This window comes from Pseudomonas sp. NPDC087615 (genome assembly GCF_044743445.1).
Taxonomy (GTDB): domain Bacteria; phylum Pseudomonadota; class Gammaproteobacteria; order Pseudomonadales; family Pseudomonadaceae; genus Aquipseudomonas; species Aquipseudomonas baetica_A.
In genome coordinates this window covers 1-18372 of sequence record NZ_JBIUWM010000049.1, presented here as the reverse complement: position 1 = coordinate 18372, position 18372 = coordinate 1, and the positions used below count along the sequence as shown (strand labels likewise).

The following is an 18372-nucleotide window of genomic DNA, read 5'->3' as shown; positions in this document are numbered from 1 at the left end:
GAGCCGTATGAAAAATGAGTCAAACTTGTTGACTGAAATTACGACAGTCCGAGCGAGTACGTCAACATGATTGACCTTAAAAACCCAGCCAGTCAGCAACAGGCCATGGAAGCGTTCTTCTTCGGTTATCAGGCCTTCACCGCCAAGGCTGACGAAATGCTTGAGCGCCGTGGGTTGTCTCGGGTGCATCAACGGATTGTGTTTTTCATCGCTCGTTATCCGAATTTGAGCGTCAAGGAGCTGCTGGCCTTGCTTGGGGTGAGCAAGCAGGCGCTGAACATGCCGCTGCGCCAGTTGCAGGAAATGCATCTGGTCGACAGCGTGGCATCGCAGGCTGACAAGCGAAAGCGCCTGCTCGAGTTGACGGCCGAAGGGGCAAAGTTTGAACAGTCGTTGCGCCGCGAGCAGGTGAAACTGCTGGAGCGGGTGTTTGCCGAGGCTGGGGAGACAGCGGTGAATGGGTGGTTGGCGGTGAATCTGGCCTTGGGTGAGAGTCAGGCACATCTCGATTGAATCGTCTGGCTTGCTCGCGAAGGGCACGGAGTGGCGATATATCGCTATCGTCGGACCGTTCGTAAACAAAATCAAAAACAATATTTGCTTTATTTGTACACAAAAGCATAATCCACAGCGTGCGAGTTCCTGACCTAATGGTCAACAAATTCGCGTATGCCTCAAAGGGCCGCTGCCACCCCTCATGGGTCCGGCCCTGGAAATAACAATAAAACTCTTGAGGAGTACTCGCTGTGGAAAGCCGCAAATCCGAAGCATCGACGCTGGATCTCTCGCCGCCATTACGCAATGGCCTGCTGGAGCGCCTGTTTAAACTCAGCTTGCATGGCACCACGGTGAAGACCGAGTTGATTGCCGGTCTGACAACCTTCATCACGATGGCTTACATCATCTTCGTCAACCCGAACATCATGGCCGATGCCGGGATTGACCACGGCGCGGCATTCGTCGCCACCTGTATCGCCGCTGCGCTGGGCTGCCTGTTGATGGGCCTTTACGCCAACTGGCCAGTGGGTCTGGCGCCGGGCATGGGCCTGAACGCTTTCTTCACCTACACCGTGGTCGGCACCATGGGCTACAACTGGGAAACGGCGCTGGGCGCGGTGTTCGTCTCGGGTGTGCTGTTCATGATCCTGACTTTCTCGCGGATTCGCGAATGGCTGCTCAACAGTATTCCAGTGAGCCTGCGCTTTGCGATGGGCGCAGGGGTCGGTCTTTTCCTTGGCCTGATTGGCTTGAAAACCGCAGGCATCGTCGTCGATAGCCCGGCCACGCTGATCAAACTCGGTTCCCTGCGTGAACCTGGCCCGCTGCTCGCCGCCATCTGCTTCCTGATGATCGCCATCCTCAGCTATCACAAAGTTTTTGGCGCGATCCTCATCAGCATCATCACCGTGACGCTGGCCGGTTGGGGCCTGGGCATCGTGCACTACGAGGGCATCATGTCGACCCCGCCGAGCCTGGCGCCGACCTTCATGGCGATGAACGTTGCCGGCGTGTTTAACGTCAGCATGATCAGCGTGGTGCTGGCCTTCCTCTTTGTGCACATGTTCGACACTGCCGGTACCCTGATGGGCGTTGCCCAGCGCGCCAATCTGGTCGGCGCTGACGGGCGCATCGAAAACCTCTCCCGCGCCATGAAAGCCGACAGTGCTTCCAGCGTTTTCGGTGCCGTGGTCGGTGTACCGCCTGTCACCAGTTACGTAGAAAGTGCTGCCGGCGTGGCCGCTGGCGGTCGGACTGGTCTTACCGCCGTCACCGTAGGTGTGCTATTTATAGCGGCAATGTTTTTCGCACCACTGGCTGGCATGATTCCCGCTTACGCCACCGCCGGTGCACTGATCTACGTTGCGATGCTGATGATGGGCGGCATGGCCCACATCGAATGGGACGAAGCCACTGACGCGATTCCTGCCATTGTCACCGCGATCATGATGCCGCTGACCTTCTCGGTCGCCGACGGCATCGCGCTGGGCTTCATCACTTATGTGGCGCTCAAGGCCGGTACCGGCAAGTACAAGGAAATTTCCGTTAGCCTGTGGGTGCTCTGCGCGATCTTCATCGCCAAGTTCATCTTCTTGTAAGCGTTAAGCGGTTCTGGCTTCAAAACAGCCTCACCCTGGCGGGTGGGGCTTTTGCACATTCTTGAGTACAACAAAAAAGGAGGAAAGTGATGAGTCTGGAAACCTGGCTGCTGTTCAGCGGCGCTGCACTGGTGGTGATCCTGATTCCGGGGCCACTGTCGTTGCTGATGATCAGCAACAGCCTGAATTACGGTTTGCGGCGCTCTTACCCGGCGTTTCTCGGCGGCGTGATTGCTTCGATCTGTTTACTCAGTGCATCGGCGCTGGGCTTGGGCGCCCTGCTATTGGCTTCGGAACAGTTGTTCAGCGCCCTGAAAATCATCGGCGCATTTTACCTGTTCTATCTTGCCTGGCAGAGCTGGCAGCAGTCGCGCCAGCCTTCGACAGGCGCCGAAGTGCCCCAAGCTGCAGCTGTCCCACGTTTTCGCGCACTGTTCGGGCGCGCGTTCGTGCTGGGCGCAAGTAATCCGAAAGACATTCTGTTCTTCGCCGCGTTTCTGCCACAGTTCCTCAGCGCCGAACAGCCGTTCCTGCCGCAGTTACTGGTGATGATTGCAACCTGGACCCTGCTGGATCTGCTGTGCAAACTGGCCTACGGACTTGGTGCCCATGGTGCAGCGCGCTATCTGCGCAGCGGTAAAGGACAAAGCTGGTTCAACCGGATCAGTGCCGGTTTGTTCGGTAGTGCAGGAGCCGTATCGTTACTCAGCAGCCACTGAGATGTTTAAAGGACCATTTCAACTTGCCGCGTCGGGCGAAATACAACGCAACAACCCATGGATGTACAACTCTAAAAAACCAAACCTAATATAACCGCGCTATTCGACAAATAATTTGGCAGAACAAGGATGTTCAAATGGCCACTTTTACACCGGATTCGTTCCAGCAAACTGACTCCGTAGTAATCACCGACATAGGCTTCCATGCCAATGAGCGCACAGCTTCGACCATCGATTTTGAAGGCGAAATCGCCACCGCGAGCAAACGCCAAACACAACAGCTGAAAATCGTCGACGATCTGTTCGGCCCACTTCATATCGGCTCTATTTCAATCACGCGAGTTTCCCTGGACGTTTTGGGCGCAACGACGGGCGGCCAACACCTGAATGGTCAGAACACCTTCTTTCGAACGCCCAAGCGCTCCTTCATCAACTCGTTACAGTTCAGCTCGCCCGATATAGAAACCCGAATGAAATCGACAACAGTCACGGAGGGCTACCTGTTGTCGTCGCTGCTGTTCGAAATCGCCAGCCGGCGTCCGTTAGACGCCCCGCCGATGCTTGGAAATAGTCCCACGAGCGATGTTGATCAGGGCGCATATCACAGCACACTTGCGAAACTTCTAGGCTCCGCGCAAAAACTCGATTTGCGTCATGCCTACCTGTCAAAAAGCAGCCCTCGCTGGGTGTCTCTGATCAAGAGCGACTGCATGCTCGGCTCAAGTGTCGGGATTCAAGCCTTTGGAATATTCATGGGTTTGCGCGGGGTGGTCGATGCGGTCAGAAACAGTGACACCGCACAAGCCGTAATCAACAGCGCGGGTATTACCTCTGAAGTGGGCTCCATAACCGTAGACATTGCCGTGACTAAAATGGCCACGCAGATGATCAAGGTTGGCCAATTCGCCTACAAGGACTTCGCCAAAACCCGATTCGCCGTGAGATTGGGTCGTTCCGGTGGCTTGATCGGTGGAGCACTGACGCTGCCTTTCGATTTACACGCCGCAGTCAAATCATTGACCGCTGCCGACAATGCAACCGGGAAAGAAGCCCTGGATCATTACATCAGTGCCGGTTTGAGCCTAACGAGTGCTGCCATGACCTTGATACTCGGGAGCGCAGCGATGGCAGGCTTTTCCTTTGCAGGACCGGTCGGGCTCGCGGCAGGAGCGATTCTGGCCATTGGCGCTCAGGCTTACGGTGCCGTAAGACTGGTGGACGATATTGACGATTACATCGAACTCACCACCAATGAGCGCTGGCGCACAGGCTGGTTCTCGTTCTGTTTCATGGATCCTGACGCCGATGTGCAGGATCGCTACACCGTTGCCAAAACCAGGGTCGAGCACTCCGGAAAAATGAAGGACGCGGCAAAGAAACTGCTGGATGGCGCGTTGAAGGACACCACCGAAGCCATCGTTCATGGCGCTTTTGAGGTCAACCTCAAGCCGACTCGGATATGGGCACGTAACTGGTGGACTAAACAAGACCGGTGGGAAACCGTCAATCTTCCACAGATAACAGGAGTAGATGACACCATTGACGCCCACGAAGGTGTTAACGGTGCCACTCCTGGCGCGCAACTGGGGGCAGCGGCAGATCACAAAGCTGTCCTGTGGTTCATCAGTGACGGTAAAGACTCAATCCGAGGGGTAGAAAAAAAACCAAACGCCTTTTTTTACAAGACCGGTAGAAAAGATCTGACAGGGGGGGACAAAGACGATCGGTTCGTCTTCGAAGGCGCAGCCGATCGGCTCAAGAATGATTCCAGGGTAGGCGATTATTCGATATTGAAGGGCGGTGCAGGCAACGACACTTTGTCCCTTGGCGGCCTTTATAACCTTAGTGCTGCGGATCAACCCGGGTATGACATCGACTTGGTGGCGGGGAGGCTCCAGGTAATCACCCCTGATCCATCTTCCGAAGATGGAAAAAAACATACGCTCCACAGCATTCTGGAAAGTATCGAGAATGTTGAAACCGTCGCGCATGCGGCAAGCACTGTCACCGGTACAGCGCAACGCAACATCATCAAGTCCCGTGGCATCGACACCATCAGAGCTGGCGCAGGAAACGACCAGATTCATTTAATTCACAACGGTGCAACGGCATCGGGTGAATCCGGGGCAGATGAGTATTTCATTGCCCATGAAGCAGGCTGTATTTCCATCATCGAAGACGGTGAGCAAGAAAGCGTCATTGTCTTGAATTGGAGAATGGATCTGATTGAAAGCTGGATCGTCGAGAAGAGCGCGCTGGTCATCACTTCGAAATTCGATTTCCATGACAGGCCCAGAAGCAAGGTAGTCATCCGAGACATCTACAAACGGCTCGGTGATGATTACCAATTAAAGAACAACAAACTCACCTTCATTACCGGGGACGGCTTTTATCTGGTACCTGAGCTTCCTGAATCACTCAAAAGCGAAAGGCCCATCGACGTCGAGGTGGTGATCACCCGCAAGGGACAACCGCAGAGTCCGGTCATTCTCTACTCATCCGATTGCATAATCCGGCACAACAACGATGCCAGCTATTACATTCCAAGAACTCAACAACACACCCGGTTTTATGCAGTTCAGCGCACCGACGCTGTCACCAGAATTTTTCTGGACTTCGCGAGCGATGAACTGACTAAATCAGAAGCACACTTTCTGGCGAGAATATCGGCAAAAAAACATGATCTGTTAATGGGTTGCGATCTGATTTACTACTTTGGGAAAAAGACATTAACAATCAAGTTATTTGCGCAAGCAAGGGGTGGAAACGATCCAATGAACAGCGTGAAAACGCTAAGAACCATGACACTCTATCCCGATCATAAATATGTTTTAGCATTCAATGACGGCGTCGCTTTCAATGCTCATCTCACACTGGAAAACGACGCCTGCACCGTTGCTGCAAACTATAAGATGTACGCTTTCACCAAGTGGAAAACCCGGATACCTCTTCCAGAGCAATACCGCGCAGGTCTTTACCTGTTTGAACTTCCCGCAAACGAAGCCTATCAACTGAGCGCCAGATCGGCCTGCGCCACGTTGACGTCTTATCCTGAACAAACCGCGACCGAAAGTCTGCTAGGTGACGGCTCGACGTATCTGATCCATCTCGCGGCCGACATAATCATCAGAATCGCAACGCCAGCCGCACTGGCGAAGGCCAGCAACAGATTACATTTTTCGTCCACTTGGGAGTTCGACGCCAGCGCACTGGGCAATGTCGAAATAAAACTGGAAAAAAATCAACTGCAGATTGGAACGTGTACGGTTCATCTACCAAACTACGACAGTGAAGACCTTGTCGATCAAGTGCGTGTCATCACCGCAAAAGGCATTGTCAAAACTGTCGACCTCTCCTTCGACACAATTTATTTCGATGGCCTTGATGCCAGGTTTTTCGAAGCCCCTGACTACAGAGCCGCAGAGTTGCCCGAAGAATTCATCGCCATTGCCGACAAGGACGTCAGGGTCAGGCATATCAGTGTTATTGACAATCGAGCCGGAATACTCAGGTATAGCTTTGCCAAACGTAGTTGGCTGCTGGACACCGAAATTATTGATTACACGAAACTACAGGTCTTGAACCGCTGCACCCACCAGATATCGGGTCTATCAATGCCCGCTTTCGCCATAAATCAGCCTGCCCCACCAACACACAATACGATTTAAACCCGACAACTTCTTGCGCACTCGGAAGTTAAAGCACCCAGGTATTCACGAGTGGTGATGGAGTGCGGCCTGCCCCCACGAAAAGGCAGTTTCTCCTGCTGTCAAAAAATCCAATGGATGGAATAAACCTAAATGATCAAGCCAACAAAAAAAGTGTCTGTTACTACCACTGGGTCCGGCACTACGAGTACAACGAGTACAACGACACGATCTGTTGACTATCTTTCAGGTAACCGCGGTACATCACACCTTCCCGACGTATACCTGCCTGGCATCGGCTCAACGTCCGCACAGCACTCATCAAATATCTCTCAAGGCTCCACCACTCGTGCGCCCAGCGTCACGGTCAGCAAGATGCCCGACGCAGGGCTCGACACCTATGGCACCGCTCGCAGCGAGATTGCCTGGCCTCAAAGCCGATTCAACGAGTTGATTCCGCTCGCAGACAACACGGGATTGTTCACTGGACCGGATCTGCGAACCTACGCCCAAATCGGAACAGAGGGCCAGTTCGTTGTAGAACAGAATCGGCAAGGAAAATATTACGTTCCACTTTCCTTTGCTCCCGGCGTTCCTGGCCCGATTCTGACGAAAACTCAAGGCCAGGCCAGTTGGCGCATCGAACAACCGGGCTGGCAGCTTACTCAAACGCCGAGCGCTGAAGCCGTAAAACTGCAAACGCCGTCCTACCTTTCACCCGATAACGCAGCAAAGCTGAGCAAGGCTGAACTCTCAGCGCAAGGAATCCGTTACAACAAGCTCAAGCAGACCTATGTCGATACGGTAGAGGGAACCGTCATGGTGCGTCAAAACGCCGATGGCGACTATCAGCAAGCCTTTGCCGCGACAAGTGACTCACCCGCCATTTTTTTTGAACAGATTCCCGGGACAAAACTCTGGCGCCGAAAAGCACAGAGCACGACGACAGACGAAAGCGGTGCACCGGACAATCCTCGCCCCGTCGCCGAGCGTGACGAACCCACACCCGGACCGAGCAAGCGAGCGCGACTCAATGAGCCCGAGGACTCCATACCGCCTACGAACGACAACAATGCCTCATCGGTCCAGACACCCTACTTCTGGCTACCATGGGGCAATCTGTACCCACCGTCATCAGTAGATTCCATCCAGCTCGGCTGGCTCCATTATCCAATCGTGCCCATCGGCTCTGCGCCCAACAGCCTGCCCAAAGTGTACTTTCTACAGCACCCCGAATTTGCACCGGCACACTTCGATGCCTTTGAGCACATGCTGCAAACAAATCCCGAACGCCAACCTGTGGCAACGTTTCGTATCGGTACCGAGCCGGGGGAAATCCGTCCCGGTAAACGTTTTTTTGAAAAGCCCTTGTCGCAATCCGTAGCCGATACATTTCCGGACTTCTCTGATTTCACTTCGCGGGCCGTCGCCAGGAAACTGTTTGAACTGTCCGATAACTCGCCCGCCATCACAGGCACCGGGCTGATTAACATTCAGGCAGTCTTGCACCAGTGGAACCAAAAACCGTTTCCCGCCGCACCAGCTTACGCAGACCCGATGAACATGCTGCCCGTGGTGACATCCGTTGATATCGGAAACAAAAGAATCCTTCCGCTGCGCCCCCAGGGTGATGGAGATTTACAACGGCTCACCTTCGATCCAACACACTTTCCGGTCGAATGGCATCACTACCTGACCTATCCAAGCGACCTCAATCTCAGACGCCTTGTCGGCGCATTGCTGGTTCGCAGCGGCTACGACATCTTTCCCCTGACATATGAACACCGCAGTCCTACGTTGGTATTCAGACGCACAAATCATCAAGAGGTCTTTTATCTCAAACTGGGAACGGTCGGAGATCCCGGTCTATCGCATCCCCCTGGCAACGAACTCTCTGATCCGAATTTGCCACAAAGAATCGGCAGCGCCGCCTTGCTCGCTCTTCAGAGCGCCGAGGCCCAAAACAAAGTGGTCTGGCTGGTAGGCGGTGTGGCGAAGGTTGCGTCGAATCCGGTAGCGGTGGTCATTATAAGAGAGCGCTGATTGTCGTTTCTCCCCTCGCCGGCCAACCGGCGAGGGGGCGTCATATCTGCCATCTACAAGCCGGTAATGCCTTGCATCATTGTCTTCGGATCAAGACATATATACCGCACGCGCCGACGCCGTTTTACCGAACATCGCTCCCTTGAAGACTCGCCGCAGGCAACCTCGCAGTTGCGCTTCTATTTGCCCGGCGCGTCCTTCGGATAAGTGAATCCATAATTCATCGGAGCAACGCAATGTTAAAGCCATCCAAAAAAAAGCCAGGCCCGCCTTCACCGCAGACGTCTACGACAACACAAAGAAGCCCGTCGCCGCTTGCAGATACCCACAGCGACCTCGCCTTACCTGCCCCTGGCGCTGCAGGTGGGGATCCGATATCGGGGGCACACTCATCCATTGCCTTGCCAGGAACATCCATATCGCGCGACAGCGTCATCATCACTCGCCTGCCAGATCACCAGCCCACACAGCATTCTGCTACCGCGGCACGAATCCAGGACACTCCAACAGCCCATCAGGTTCCGGTTGTCGATACATCGCTTGGCGACAGGCCAAAGCATCCGGTGTTCATCGATGCCAAATCAGCCGCCCACCTGAAAAGAAATCCAGCCACATCGGAAGGCATCCGCTACGACAAGTTCAAAAAGGCGTATGTCGAAATGGAAGGCGGAATTGTCATGGTGCGCAAAGACCGGGACGGTTACCGTCAGACCCACGCAGGGGAGTCGAGCCCTTCCGGTGAAAGGGTTGAACAAATTCCCGATACAACCCTCTGGCGCCAAATTGAACCTGTCAACGCCCCCTCGAAACGTCCTCAGCCCGAGATTGATCAAGCCCCTGCCAATGAGCGTGAAGTGACGGCTGGCCCAAGTAAACGCCCCCGAGTGTCGGATGAAACCAATGTCGCGACCGATGCCGGTGCACTGGTGCAGAATCTTTTCCATCAACAATCGAGCGCACTGGACTTGTCCTTGGGCCAATGGAAAAACTGGGGGAAATCCACAAGACCGGAAGCAGGCGAGTCCGTCGAAATAGACGGACTGCACTACCTGATCGTAAGCCAAGGTTTACGCCCCGAGACCGGTCTGGTCTATTTGCAACATCCAGCATTCGCCCCTGATCACTTCGACGCATTCGAAAACATGTTGCGCAATGAACCTTTGCGCCAACCAAAGTGGGCGCTGAAACGGGATGGCCAATGGAGGGTTCTGGATAACCATCCGCCGTTTACCTTGCCCTTGACCCAATACGTCTCCACCGCTTTCAACTACCTGTCGGAACATTCGACGAGTGCTGTCGCCCGAGCCGTCTTTACGCGAGCCAGCCGACCTGAAGGGATCAACGCTCATGGACTCTCGGTGATGGCCCTGACACTTCGTCACTGGACAGACCGGGTCAATAACGAGAAAGTCTTGCACAGCCTTTCCGATCCGTTGGTGATGTTGCCAAAGCTGCAAACACAGCCCTCCCCTCTCGTGCCTGGCGGGCTGCTTACTCTGCCGAACCGCGGCTCCGATCTTTTGCAGCGCCTGGACTTTGACCCGCAGCGCTTTCCCCAGGAATGGGGCATCTACACGGCCGCACCGACCAGTGCCGGTTTGCACAACCTGTTCAGTTTCGTCCTGCAACAGAGTGGCTATAGCATCAACCCTTCCACGCGGCAGCACAGCGAAGACGCTTTGATATTTCACCGGCAAGGTGTTGCGGCCGTGTTTGTATTAAAACTTCCAGGTTTCACCGGCGATACCGTTCCTCGTAGCACGACGACTGGTTCAGAACTCACCAATCCAGAGTTTCGAAACAAACTAAGCTCGGGGGAAAAAGAGAAACTGGACAGCTATCTGGCACAAAACGAAATCGTCTATTTAATCGGCGGTGTACAAGAGTCATCCCCTTACACGCCGACGCTCTTCGTGGTGAGGGAAGGATAACGTTCGTTATTGAGTGTGAACGCTTTACTGCTATCAGCCGAATGTTCTGATGGTGTTTTACCGGCTGTCTTTGGCTCTAGTCTTCAGCACGGTATCGCACAGTACAAAACCTTACATTTAAATAAAGAGAATCTATTAATGGCCAAACCACCGAAGCCCGTACACGGTATTGCTGCGCCCGATACATCCCCAATGCCCAGAAGTCCTTCGCCGGGTGCTCTGGACAGTAATCGGCTGAACTTCGATAGCACTTCTATGAGATTTGCGGGCAACAATCAAACACCCACAAATTCCTCTCAGGGTTTTACCGGCAGCACTTCGCCGCCGTCTGTAAGGGTCAGTGAGATGCCTGATACCCACCCGAAAACCGTGAATGCCGCTCTACGCTCGATGACGTGGCCTGCCGATCGGTTGCACATGTTGAATCCTCTCGGGTCTGACAGCGGTCTTTTCACCAGTCCGGATGGCAAACTCTATGCTCACGTCGAAAATAAGGGGTATATCCTTGTCCAGCGCCAGGGCGATGGCCGTTATCAGGTGCCTTTCGACTTCACGCCGGTGCTGCCTGGCCCTTTCCTGAGCAAGTCCGAGCGCCAGCCGACCTGGACCTTCGAACGTCCGGACTGGCTGACTACAGATGTCGAGACGGACAGACCACGAACCACCGCTGATGATCCCCCGCCCCCTGAAGCACCGGCATTCCTTAACGCTTGGGACGCGGCCCAACTCTCTCCCGCAGAGAACACGCCGGACGGAATCCGACATGATAAACATCGCAAAACCTACGTTGACACGGTAGACGGAACGGTCATGGTGCGTAAAAACGCGGCCGATGAGTATCAGCAAGCATTCGCGACGACAACCTACTCTCCGGATATCTATTTTGAACGGATCCCCGCGACGAAAATCTGGCGTCGCAAACCCCCGAAAACCGATGCCATACCGGAGCATTCGCAGCAAGACAGGCGTCGCCCCCCAACCGACATTGAAGAGCCGATGCCGGGCCCAAGTAAGCCACCGCATCTGGATGACGACCCTCACCCGACACAAACGTTGACCGAGAGACTGCTATCAGCCAACCCGCAAGCGCTTAATCTGTCTTTTGGGCTGTGGCGAAACTGGGGAAGAAAAATACAACCGCCACTGGGCCAACACATTGAGATAGACGAGCTTTACTATCGCATTGTCCAGCAGACGCTCAATTCCGATTCCCGGCTCGCTTATTTGCAACATCCTTTGTTTTCACCCGCGCTGTATGACGCCTTCGAATACATGCTCCGCGACAATCCGTCTTTGCAACCAAAGTGGGCGGTCAAAAGAAATGACCGGTGGATAGTACTGGACCGGCGTTTCCCTTTTGAAATGCCCATCACTCAATATATTTCCCGGACGTTCAGATATTTGTCGGATCAATCAGTAAGTTTTCTTGCCCGAGCCATATTCAATCAGGCAAATCGATCCGAAATCATCACCGCTCATGGGTTGGCTGTCTTGAACCAGACATTTCGCTACTGGACGGACAGGCACGTCCTGCAACCCCCACGACGAGAACTCGCTGACCCCTTGTTGATGTTGCGCGACCTCTTCAGCGAACAAGGCAGGGGCCACGGTACATCATTGGCAATTCCTTCGGTATTGGGAGAAGGCTTGCAGCGCCTTGATCTTGATCCAGGACGATTCCCTCACCACTGGAACGAGTATGCAAAGGCGCCTGCAATATCGTAACCGCTCCATGAACTACACATTCAAAGCGTTCCCCTGACGCCGGATGCTGTGCTCCCGTTTTCTCCTGAGCCAGCCCCGCCATGATGCGACCCGACGCCAAAGTTGAAAAAGTGTACCTCTACCCCAAACCCGTGGACTTGCGAAAATCCATCGACGGCCTCGCCGCTCTGGTCGAACTGGACCTCAAGGTCGCGGTGTTTGACCCGGTGCTTTTTGTCTTCCTCAACAAATCCCGCAACCGGGTGAAGATTTTGTATTGGGAGCGCAACGGCTTTTGCCTTTGGCTCAAGCGCCTCGAATCCGAGCGCTTTAAAACATCGCCCGATGTAACCGATGAGGCCATTGTGTTGAGCGTCCAGGAACTGAACTGGCTGCTCGACGGTTTCGACCTCTGGCGCAACCGCCCTCATCAGGTTTTGACGCCGCGCTACGTGGCGTGACCCGGTATAATCCGGGCCATGATTTCTCTGCCCGATGACCTTCCTGATGATCCTGTTTTGCTCAAGCAACTGCTGCTTGAGGCACTCAGTCGCCAAGAGGAATCGGCCCAGGCTTATCAGACCCACATCGTCGACCTGAAAGAACAGATCAAGCTGTTGCGCGACCGTCTGTTCGGGCGTAAGTCCGAGCAAACCATCGAGCCCAACACCCCGCAATTGGCCTTGTTCAACGAGCCCGAAAGCGAACCCATGCCGTTGGTTGGCGACGCTGATGAAGAAGTTGTTGCCGCGACACCGCGCCGAGGCAAACGCAAGCCACTGTCGGCTGATCTGCCGCGTATCGAAGTCATCCACGAACTACCTGAACACGAACTGACCTGTGCCTGCGGTTGCCGCAAGCATGTGATCAGCGAAGAAACCAGCGAGCAGCTGGATATCGTGCCGATGCAGATCCGCGTCATCAAACATATCCGCAAAATCTACGGTTGCCGTGGTTGTGAACGTGCACCAGTCACCGCCGACAAACCGGCGCAATTGATCGAAAAGAGCATGGCCAGCCCGAGTGTTCTTGCCATGCTGCTGACCACCAAGTACGTCGACGGCTTGCCGTTGCACCGGTTTGAAACGGTACTGAGCCGACATGGCATTGATATTCCTCGTCAGACGCTGGCGCGCTGGATCATCCAGTGCAGCGAACACTTTCAGCCGCTGCTGAATTTGATGCGTGACCGGCTGCTGGAAAGTGCGGTGATCCACTGCGATGAAACTCGCGTTCAGGTCCTCAAGGAACCGGATCGAGACCCGACCAGCCAATCCTGGATGTGGGTACAAGCCAGCGGCCCACCCGATCGTAAAGTCGTGTTGTTTGACTACACGTCCAGTCGTGCGCAGGAGGTGCCGTTACGGCTGCTGGAAAGTTATCGCGGTTATGTCATGACCGATGATTACGCCGGCTATAACGCCTTGGCGTTGCAATCGGGTGTGGAGCGCCTGGCGTGCATGGCCCATGCGCGCCGCAAATTCGTGGACGCGCAGAAGGTTCAGCCCAAGGGCAAGACCGGGCGGACCGATATTGCACTGACGATGATCAACAAGCTGTACGGGATCGAGCGTGAACTTAAGGAAGCCGACGATGAACAGCGGTTTATCGCTCGGCAGGAAAAGAGCCTGCCGATCTTGGGGCATCTGAAAGTCTGGCTGGATAAAACCCAATCCCAGGTGACGCCGCAAAGTGCATTAGGCAAGGCGGTGCATTATCTGGCGAATAACTGGAGCCGACTGGAGCGTTATGTCGAAGCGGGTTATTTGCCCATCGACAACAACGCGGCCGAAAGAGCGATCAAGCCGTTTGTCATCGGACGCAAGGCCTGGTTGTTCAGCGATACCTTCAACGGCGCCACTGCCAGCGCAAAGATCTACAGTCTGGTCGAGACCGCCAAGGTCAACGGCCAAGAGCCCTATACGTGGCTGCGCCACGTACTGGAGCGGTTGCCGCATGCCTCGTCGGTCGAAGAGTACGAAGCGTTACTGCCGTGGAACTGCTCGCCGCAGATGCCACGGTAGACCGTTGCCCCACCACTGGGTAGGTGGGGTTTATGGATCGCATACGCAATATCCAGCTTGCGAACGCTGTTCAGTCATGTGCTGGAGGATGACGGTTATGTCATGAACTCCACATTTCAGCCGCACAGCGAGGATGTTTTGCTGTTTCACCGGGAAACAATCGACGCGGTATTCGTATTGAACCTACCCAACATTATCGGGGGGAGGCTACAGCGTTCGATCGCCCCGGGGTTCACACTGACCTCTTCCATGTTGCAGACCCGGATCGGTCAGCAACAGCACACTCAGGCCAACTATAAAGACGCAAGCAACGTTATCTATCTGCTCGGAGGTGTTCAAACGGACGCTCTGGGGCAGACGACGCTGTTCATCATAAGAGAGCGATGATCAGAACGATTAAGACGGTAATAAATCTCGAAAAACAAGTTACTCCGACCTGAAAATATTGAATCAATGCACACACCAGATTCCAGATCTATTCAAGCTTTCATTACCTGATCATTGATAGTGATGTTCTTCCGGGGCGTGGCTGGGAGAACATTCAGAATATCTCAGCGGGTGCTGTCAGGTGGGCGGGACGATTGCACTAATCTGACGAAAAAAAGCCCGCAGTGTGAGCGGGCGAAAGACCAAAGAAGCTATATGCGCAGTCGCTTCCCGGTAGGGGCAGCTGCTTGGGGGTCAGCTGCCCCGATAGGTGGAATAGCTGTAAGGCGAAATCAACAATGGCACATGGTAGTGATCCTGTTCGGCAGAGATGCCGAAGCGCAGCACGACCACGTCCAGAAATGCCGGCTCAGGCAACTGGACGCCACGGGCGCGGTAGTAGTCGCCCGCATGGAACTGAACCTGATAAACCCCGGTACGATAGTCATCGCCTTGCAGCAGCGGCGCATCGACCCGGCCATCGCTGTTGGTGAGTGCACTGGCGACCAATTCCAGGTGCGAACCTTCAACGCGGTAGAGCTCGACCTTGATCGAGCTGCCCGGGCAACCGTGTGCAGCGTCCAAAACGTGTGTTGTCAAACGTCCCATTGATTCTGCGCGCCTGGCCGCAAAGAGCAGTCAGACTTCGCGCCTCCCGAAGTCAGTTGAAAAGGAGACCGCACCAATTCGGAGCACGAAAAGTTGCGGCGAGCGACTGATTAAGACACTTTTCAAAAAAATTGTACACAATAAAAACGACATTTTTTACTTCACCCCCGCCATCCGGGACTTTACCCCCGATCCGCCAGCGAAGCGCCTAGTCATTGCACCTCCTATCCATTAGCTGACTGGTCAGGCAGGTTTCTTGCAGGCTCACGCCATTAGCAGTAAAAGATGACAGTCGTCGAAAAATGCAAAAAATCAGGCTTACAAATTGAGAATAAAGTTGTATACAATCAGCCCATCGCTGTGACGCCAGCCTGCCAGGCCGCCACACAACTCTGTCAACGAATAAGAAGGAAGACTGCAGTGAGCGCTGACTACCCACGCGACCTGATCGGTTACGGCAGTAACCCTCCTCATCCACACTGGCCGGGCAATGCCCGCATCGCCCTGTCTTTCGTGCTCAATTACGAAGAAGGCGGCGAGCGCAATATTCTGCACGGCGACAAAGAATCCGAAGCCTTCCTGTCCGAAATGGTTGCCGCTCAGCCGCTACAAGGCGCGCGCAACATGAGCATGGAATCGCTTTACGAGTATGGCAGCCGTGCGGGCGTCTGGCGGATCCTCAAGCTGTTCAAGGAATTCGATATTCCGCTGACCATCTTCGCCGTCGCGATGGCTGCCCAGCGCCACCCGGACGTGATCCGTGCGATGGTCGACGCCGGTCACGAGATCTGCAGCCACGGCTACCGCTGGATCGACTACCAGTACATGGACGAAGCGCAGGAACGCGAGCACATGCTCGAAGCCATCCGCATCCTCACCGAACTCACCGGCGAGCGCCCGTTGGGCTGGTACACCGGTCGCACCGGCCCGAATACTCGTCGCCTGGTCATGGAAGAAGGTGGTTTCCTCTACGACTGCGACACCTACGACGACGACCTGCCCTACTGGGAACCGAACAACCCGACCGGCAAGCCGCACCTGGTGATCCCGTACACCCTCGACACCAATGACATGCGCTTCACTCAGGTGCAGGGTTTCAACAAGGGTGACGATTTCTTCGAATACCTCAAAGACGCGTTCGACGTGCTCTACGCCGAAGGTGCCGAAGCACCGAAGATGCTCTCGATCGGTCTGCACTGCCGCCTGATCGGCCGTCCGGGGCGCATCGCTTCGCTCAAACGCTTTATCGAATACGCCAAAAGTCATGAACAGGTGTGGTTCAGTCGTCGCGTTGACATCGCGCGCCACTGGCACGAAACCCAGCCGTACCAAGGGGCCGCCAAATGAGCCGCTTTCAAACTCTGCAACCGTCGACCCTGAGCCGCGACGCCTTCGTCAAAGCCTTCGCCGACATTTACGAGCATTCGCCATGGGTGGCCGAGAAGGCCTACGACCTGGGCGCAGACGCTTCGATCGACGAGATCGAAACCCTGCACCAGCGCATGAGCGACATCCTGTTGAGCGCCGATCACGCCAGTCAACTTGCGCTGATCAACGCTCACCCGGACTTGGCCGGCAAAGCCGCCGTCCAGGGCCAACTGACCAAAGCCAGCACCAATGAACAGGCTGGCGCCGGTATTCACCAATGCACGGCCGAAGAGTTTTCTCGCTTCACCGAGCTGAACGACGCCTACAAAGCCAAGTTCAAGTTTCCCTTCATCATGGCGGTAAAAGGCAGCAACCGGCATCAGATCCTCGCGGCGTTCGAAACGCGCATTCACAACTCGGTCGATACCGAATTCAAATGCGCGCTGGCGGAGATCAACAAGATTGCCCTGTTCCGTTTACTGACCCTCTAGCGAAGCCTGACCCGAGTACATCAGACGCGGAGAGTACCCAGGGTCTTGCAAGCATCCCAAGCCAACTTATTAAAGGCAGACAAGAAGAATGAAAGCTTACGCCGTACCTTTCGAGAAGTTCGTCAACCTGGCCGATGCCCGTCTGGGCACCAAAATCATCTCGGTCACCGATGACTGGTTCGCAGACGCCAATCGTCTGTTCCAACCGACCCCGGCCGTGTGGAAGGAGGGCGTGTTCGATGACAACGGCAAGTGGATGGACGGCTGGGAATCGCGCCGCAAGCGCTTCGAAGGCTTCGACAGCGCAGTGATTCGCCTGGGTGTGCCGGGTTCGATCAAAGGCGTGGACATCGACACTTCATTCTTCACCGGCAACTTCCCGCCATCGGCCTCCCTGGAAGCGTGCTTCCTGGCCTCTGGCGAGCCTGACGAAAACACCCAATGGACTGAAGTGCTGTCGGCCGTCGAGTTGCAGGGCAACAGCCACCACTACCACGAAATCAGCAACGACGAAGCCTTCAGCCACCTGCGCTTCAACATCTACCCGGATGGCGGTGTTGCCCGTCTGCGCGTGTACGGCATTCCGTTCCGCGACTGGTCGACAGTTGGCGACAACGAACAGGTTGACCTCGCCGCTGCCCTGAACGGTGGCCGCGCCCTCGCCTGCTCCGATGAACACTTCGGCCGCATGAGCAACATCCTCAACCCGGGCCGTGGCATCAACATGGGCGATGGCTGGGAAACCGCACGTCGTCGTACCCCGGGCAATGACTGGGTCATCGTCGCACTGGGCCATCCGGGCGAGATCGAAAAAATCATCGTCGACACCCTGCACTTCAAAGGCAATTACCCGGACACTTGCTCGATCCAGGGCGCATTCGTGAAAGGCGGCACCGACAGCCAGATCGAAACCCAATCGCTGTTCTGGCGCGAATTGCTGCCAAGCCAGAAGCTGGAAATGCACGCCGAACACACCTTCGCCGAGCAGATCAAGGCACTGGGCCCGATCACCCACATTCGTCTGAACGTGTTCCCTGATGGTGGTGTGAGTCGCCTGCGCGTACTGGGCAAGGTCGCTAAGTAAGCAGTGAAGCCATTCGCGAGCAGGCTCGCTCCCACATTTGAAATGCAATCCCCTGCTCGCGAATGCGTCAGAACCAACAACACAGAATTCGGATAAGAAGAACAGCATGCGCACACTGACGATTGAACCGCTGACCAAAGAAGCCTTCGCCCCTTTCGGTGACGTGATCGAAACGTTGTTGTTAATGAAGTGATCGCTGCCGTCGGGTTCGATGACGATACCTATAGGGG

14 protein-coding genes and 1 pseudogene are annotated in these 18372 nt (G+C 55.0%); 14 read left to right on the top strand and 1 reads right to left on the bottom strand.

The annotated features are described in order from the left end of the window. Positions 1-66 precede the first annotated feature (66 nt). The 10 genes from ACIOU6_RS21495 to ACIOU6_RS21450 all read left to right on the top strand — a co-directional run bounded on the left by ACIOU6_RS21495 (position 67) and on the right by ACIOU6_RS21450 (position 14551). Positions 67-513, top strand: a complete 447-nt coding sequence (locus ACIOU6_RS21495) for a MarR family winged helix-turn-helix transcriptional regulator (protein WP_221733922.1) — start codon at positions 67-69, stop codon at positions 511-513. A 233-nt stretch (positions 514-746) separates the two neighbouring features. Then, entirely contained in the window at positions 747-2096 is a 1350-nt protein-coding gene (locus ACIOU6_RS21490; protein ID WP_221733923.1) for an NCS2 family permease, read from the top strand. An 89-nt stretch (positions 2097-2185) separates the two neighbouring features. Continuing rightward, positions 2186-2815 carry a LysE family translocator gene (locus tag ACIOU6_RS21485; protein ID WP_221733924.1) on the top strand — a complete coding sequence of 210 codons (630 nt, stop codon included), beginning with the start codon at positions 2186-2188 and terminating at the stop codon, positions 2813-2815. A 137-nt stretch (positions 2816-2952) separates the two neighbouring features. Then, positions 2953-6483: a calcium-binding protein gene (locus tag ACIOU6_RS21480; RefSeq protein ID WP_401138829.1), complete on the top strand. Its 3531-nt coding sequence runs from the start codon at positions 2953-2955 to the stop codon at positions 6481-6483. A gap of 132 nt (positions 6484-6615) precedes the next feature. Then, the gene (locus ACIOU6_RS21475) at positions 6616-8505 is read left to right on the top strand and encodes a hypothetical protein (RefSeq protein WP_401138828.1); all 1890 of its coding nucleotides are present in this window, start codon (positions 6616-6618) and stop codon (positions 8503-8505) included. Between the two features lie 236 nt (positions 8506-8741). Further along, positions 8742-10436 carry a hypothetical protein gene (locus tag ACIOU6_RS21470; protein ID WP_401138827.1) on the top strand — a complete coding sequence of 565 codons (1695 nt, stop codon included), beginning with the start codon at positions 8742-8744 and terminating at the stop codon, positions 10434-10436. A gap of 9 nt (positions 10437-10445) precedes the next feature. Further along, on the top strand, positions 10446-12161 hold the full coding sequence (locus tag ACIOU6_RS21465; RefSeq protein WP_401138826.1) for a hypothetical protein: 1716 nt from the start codon (positions 10446-10448) through the stop codon (positions 12159-12161). Positions 12162-12241: 80 nt separating this feature from the next. Next, complete coding sequence (gene tnpB, locus ACIOU6_RS21460; protein WP_260455492.1) at positions 12242-12601, top strand: IS66 family insertion sequence element accessory protein TnpB; 360 nt, start codon at positions 12242-12244, stop codon at positions 12599-12601. Between the two features lie 18 nt (positions 12602-12619). Then, on the top strand, positions 12620-14164 hold the full coding sequence (tnpC, locus tag ACIOU6_RS21455; protein ID WP_401138825.1) for an IS66 family transposase: 1545 nt from the start codon (positions 12620-12622) through the stop codon (positions 14162-14164). Positions 14165-14221: 57 nt separating this feature from the next. Further along, the gene (locus tag ACIOU6_RS21450; protein WP_401138824.1) at positions 14222-14551 is read left to right on the top strand and encodes a hypothetical protein; all 330 of its coding nucleotides are present in this window, start codon (positions 14222-14224) and stop codon (positions 14549-14551) included. Positions 14552-14845: 294 nt separating this feature from the next. Here ACIOU6_RS21450 and uraH read toward each other — a convergent pair whose 3' ends face one another. Beyond that, positions 14846-15199, bottom strand: coding sequence for a hydroxyisourate hydrolase (uraH, locus tag ACIOU6_RS21445; RefSeq protein WP_011333195.1), 354 nt, complete (start codon positions 15197-15199; stop codon positions 14846-14848). A gap of 420 nt (positions 15200-15619) precedes the next feature. Here uraH and puuE point away from each other — a divergent pair, with 420 nt between their 5' ends. The 4 genes and pseudogenes from puuE to ACIOU6_RS21425 all read left to right on the top strand — a co-directional run. Further along, positions 15620-16546, top strand: coding sequence for an allantoinase PuuE (gene puuE, locus ACIOU6_RS21440; RefSeq protein ID WP_310868331.1), 927 nt, complete (start codon positions 15620-15622; stop codon positions 16544-16546). Continuing rightward, positions 16543-17058: a 2-oxo-4-hydroxy-4-carboxy-5-ureidoimidazoline decarboxylase gene (uraD, locus tag ACIOU6_RS21435; RefSeq protein ID WP_401138823.1), complete on the top strand. Its 516-nt coding sequence runs from the start codon at positions 16543-16545 to the stop codon at positions 17056-17058. Before puuE ends, uraD begins: the two co-directional genes overlap by 4 nt. An 88-nt stretch (positions 17059-17146) precedes the next feature. Further along, on the top strand, positions 17147-18142 hold the full coding sequence (gene alc, locus ACIOU6_RS21430) for an allantoicase (RefSeq protein ID WP_221734293.1): 996 nt from the start codon (positions 17147-17149) through the stop codon (positions 18140-18142). 106 nt (positions 18143-18248) lie between these two features. Continuing rightward, positions 18249-18317 (top strand): annotated as a pseudogene (locus ACIOU6_RS21425) (ureidoglycolate lyase); the annotation flags it as partial. Positions 18318-18372 lie beyond the last annotated feature (55 nt).

What these genes read in the sequence shown, in the direction of transcription:
- ACIOU6_RS21495 (WP_221733922.1), top strand. Translation starts at nt 67, where the DNA reads ATGATTGACCTTAAAAACCCAGCCAGTCAGCAACAGGCCATGGAAGCG.
- ACIOU6_RS21485 (WP_221733924.1), top strand. Translation starts at nt 2,186, where the DNA reads ATGAGTCTGGAAACCTGGCTGCTGTTCAGCGGCGCTGCACTGGTGGTG.
- ACIOU6_RS21480 (WP_401138829.1), top strand. Translation starts at nt 2,953, where the DNA reads ATGGCCACTTTTACACCGGATTCGTTCCAGCAAACTGACTCCGTAGTA.
- ACIOU6_RS21475 (WP_401138828.1), top strand. Translation starts at nt 6,616, where the DNA reads ATGATCAAGCCAACAAAAAAAGTGTCTGTTACTACCACTGGGTCCGGC.
- ACIOU6_RS21470 (WP_401138827.1), top strand. Translation starts at nt 8,742, where the DNA reads ATGTTAAAGCCATCCAAAAAAAAGCCAGGCCCGCCTTCACCGCAGACG.
- tnpB (WP_260455492.1), top strand. Translation starts at nt 12,242, where the DNA reads ATGATGCGACCCGACGCCAAAGTTGAAAAAGTGTACCTCTACCCCAAA.
- tnpC (WP_401138825.1), top strand. Translation starts at nt 12,620, where the DNA reads ATGATTTCTCTGCCCGATGACCTTCCTGATGATCCTGTTTTGCTCAAG.
- uraH (WP_011333195.1), bottom strand. Translation starts at nt 15,199, where the DNA reads ATGGGACGTTTGACAACACACGTTTTGGACGCTGCACACGGTTGCCCG.
- uraD (WP_401138823.1), top strand. Translation starts at nt 16,543, where the DNA reads ATGAGCCGCTTTCAAACTCTGCAACCGTCGACCCTGAGCCGCGACGCC.
- alc (WP_221734293.1), top strand. Translation starts at nt 17,147, where the DNA reads ATGAAAGCTTACGCCGTACCTTTCGAGAAGTTCGTCAACCTGGCCGAT.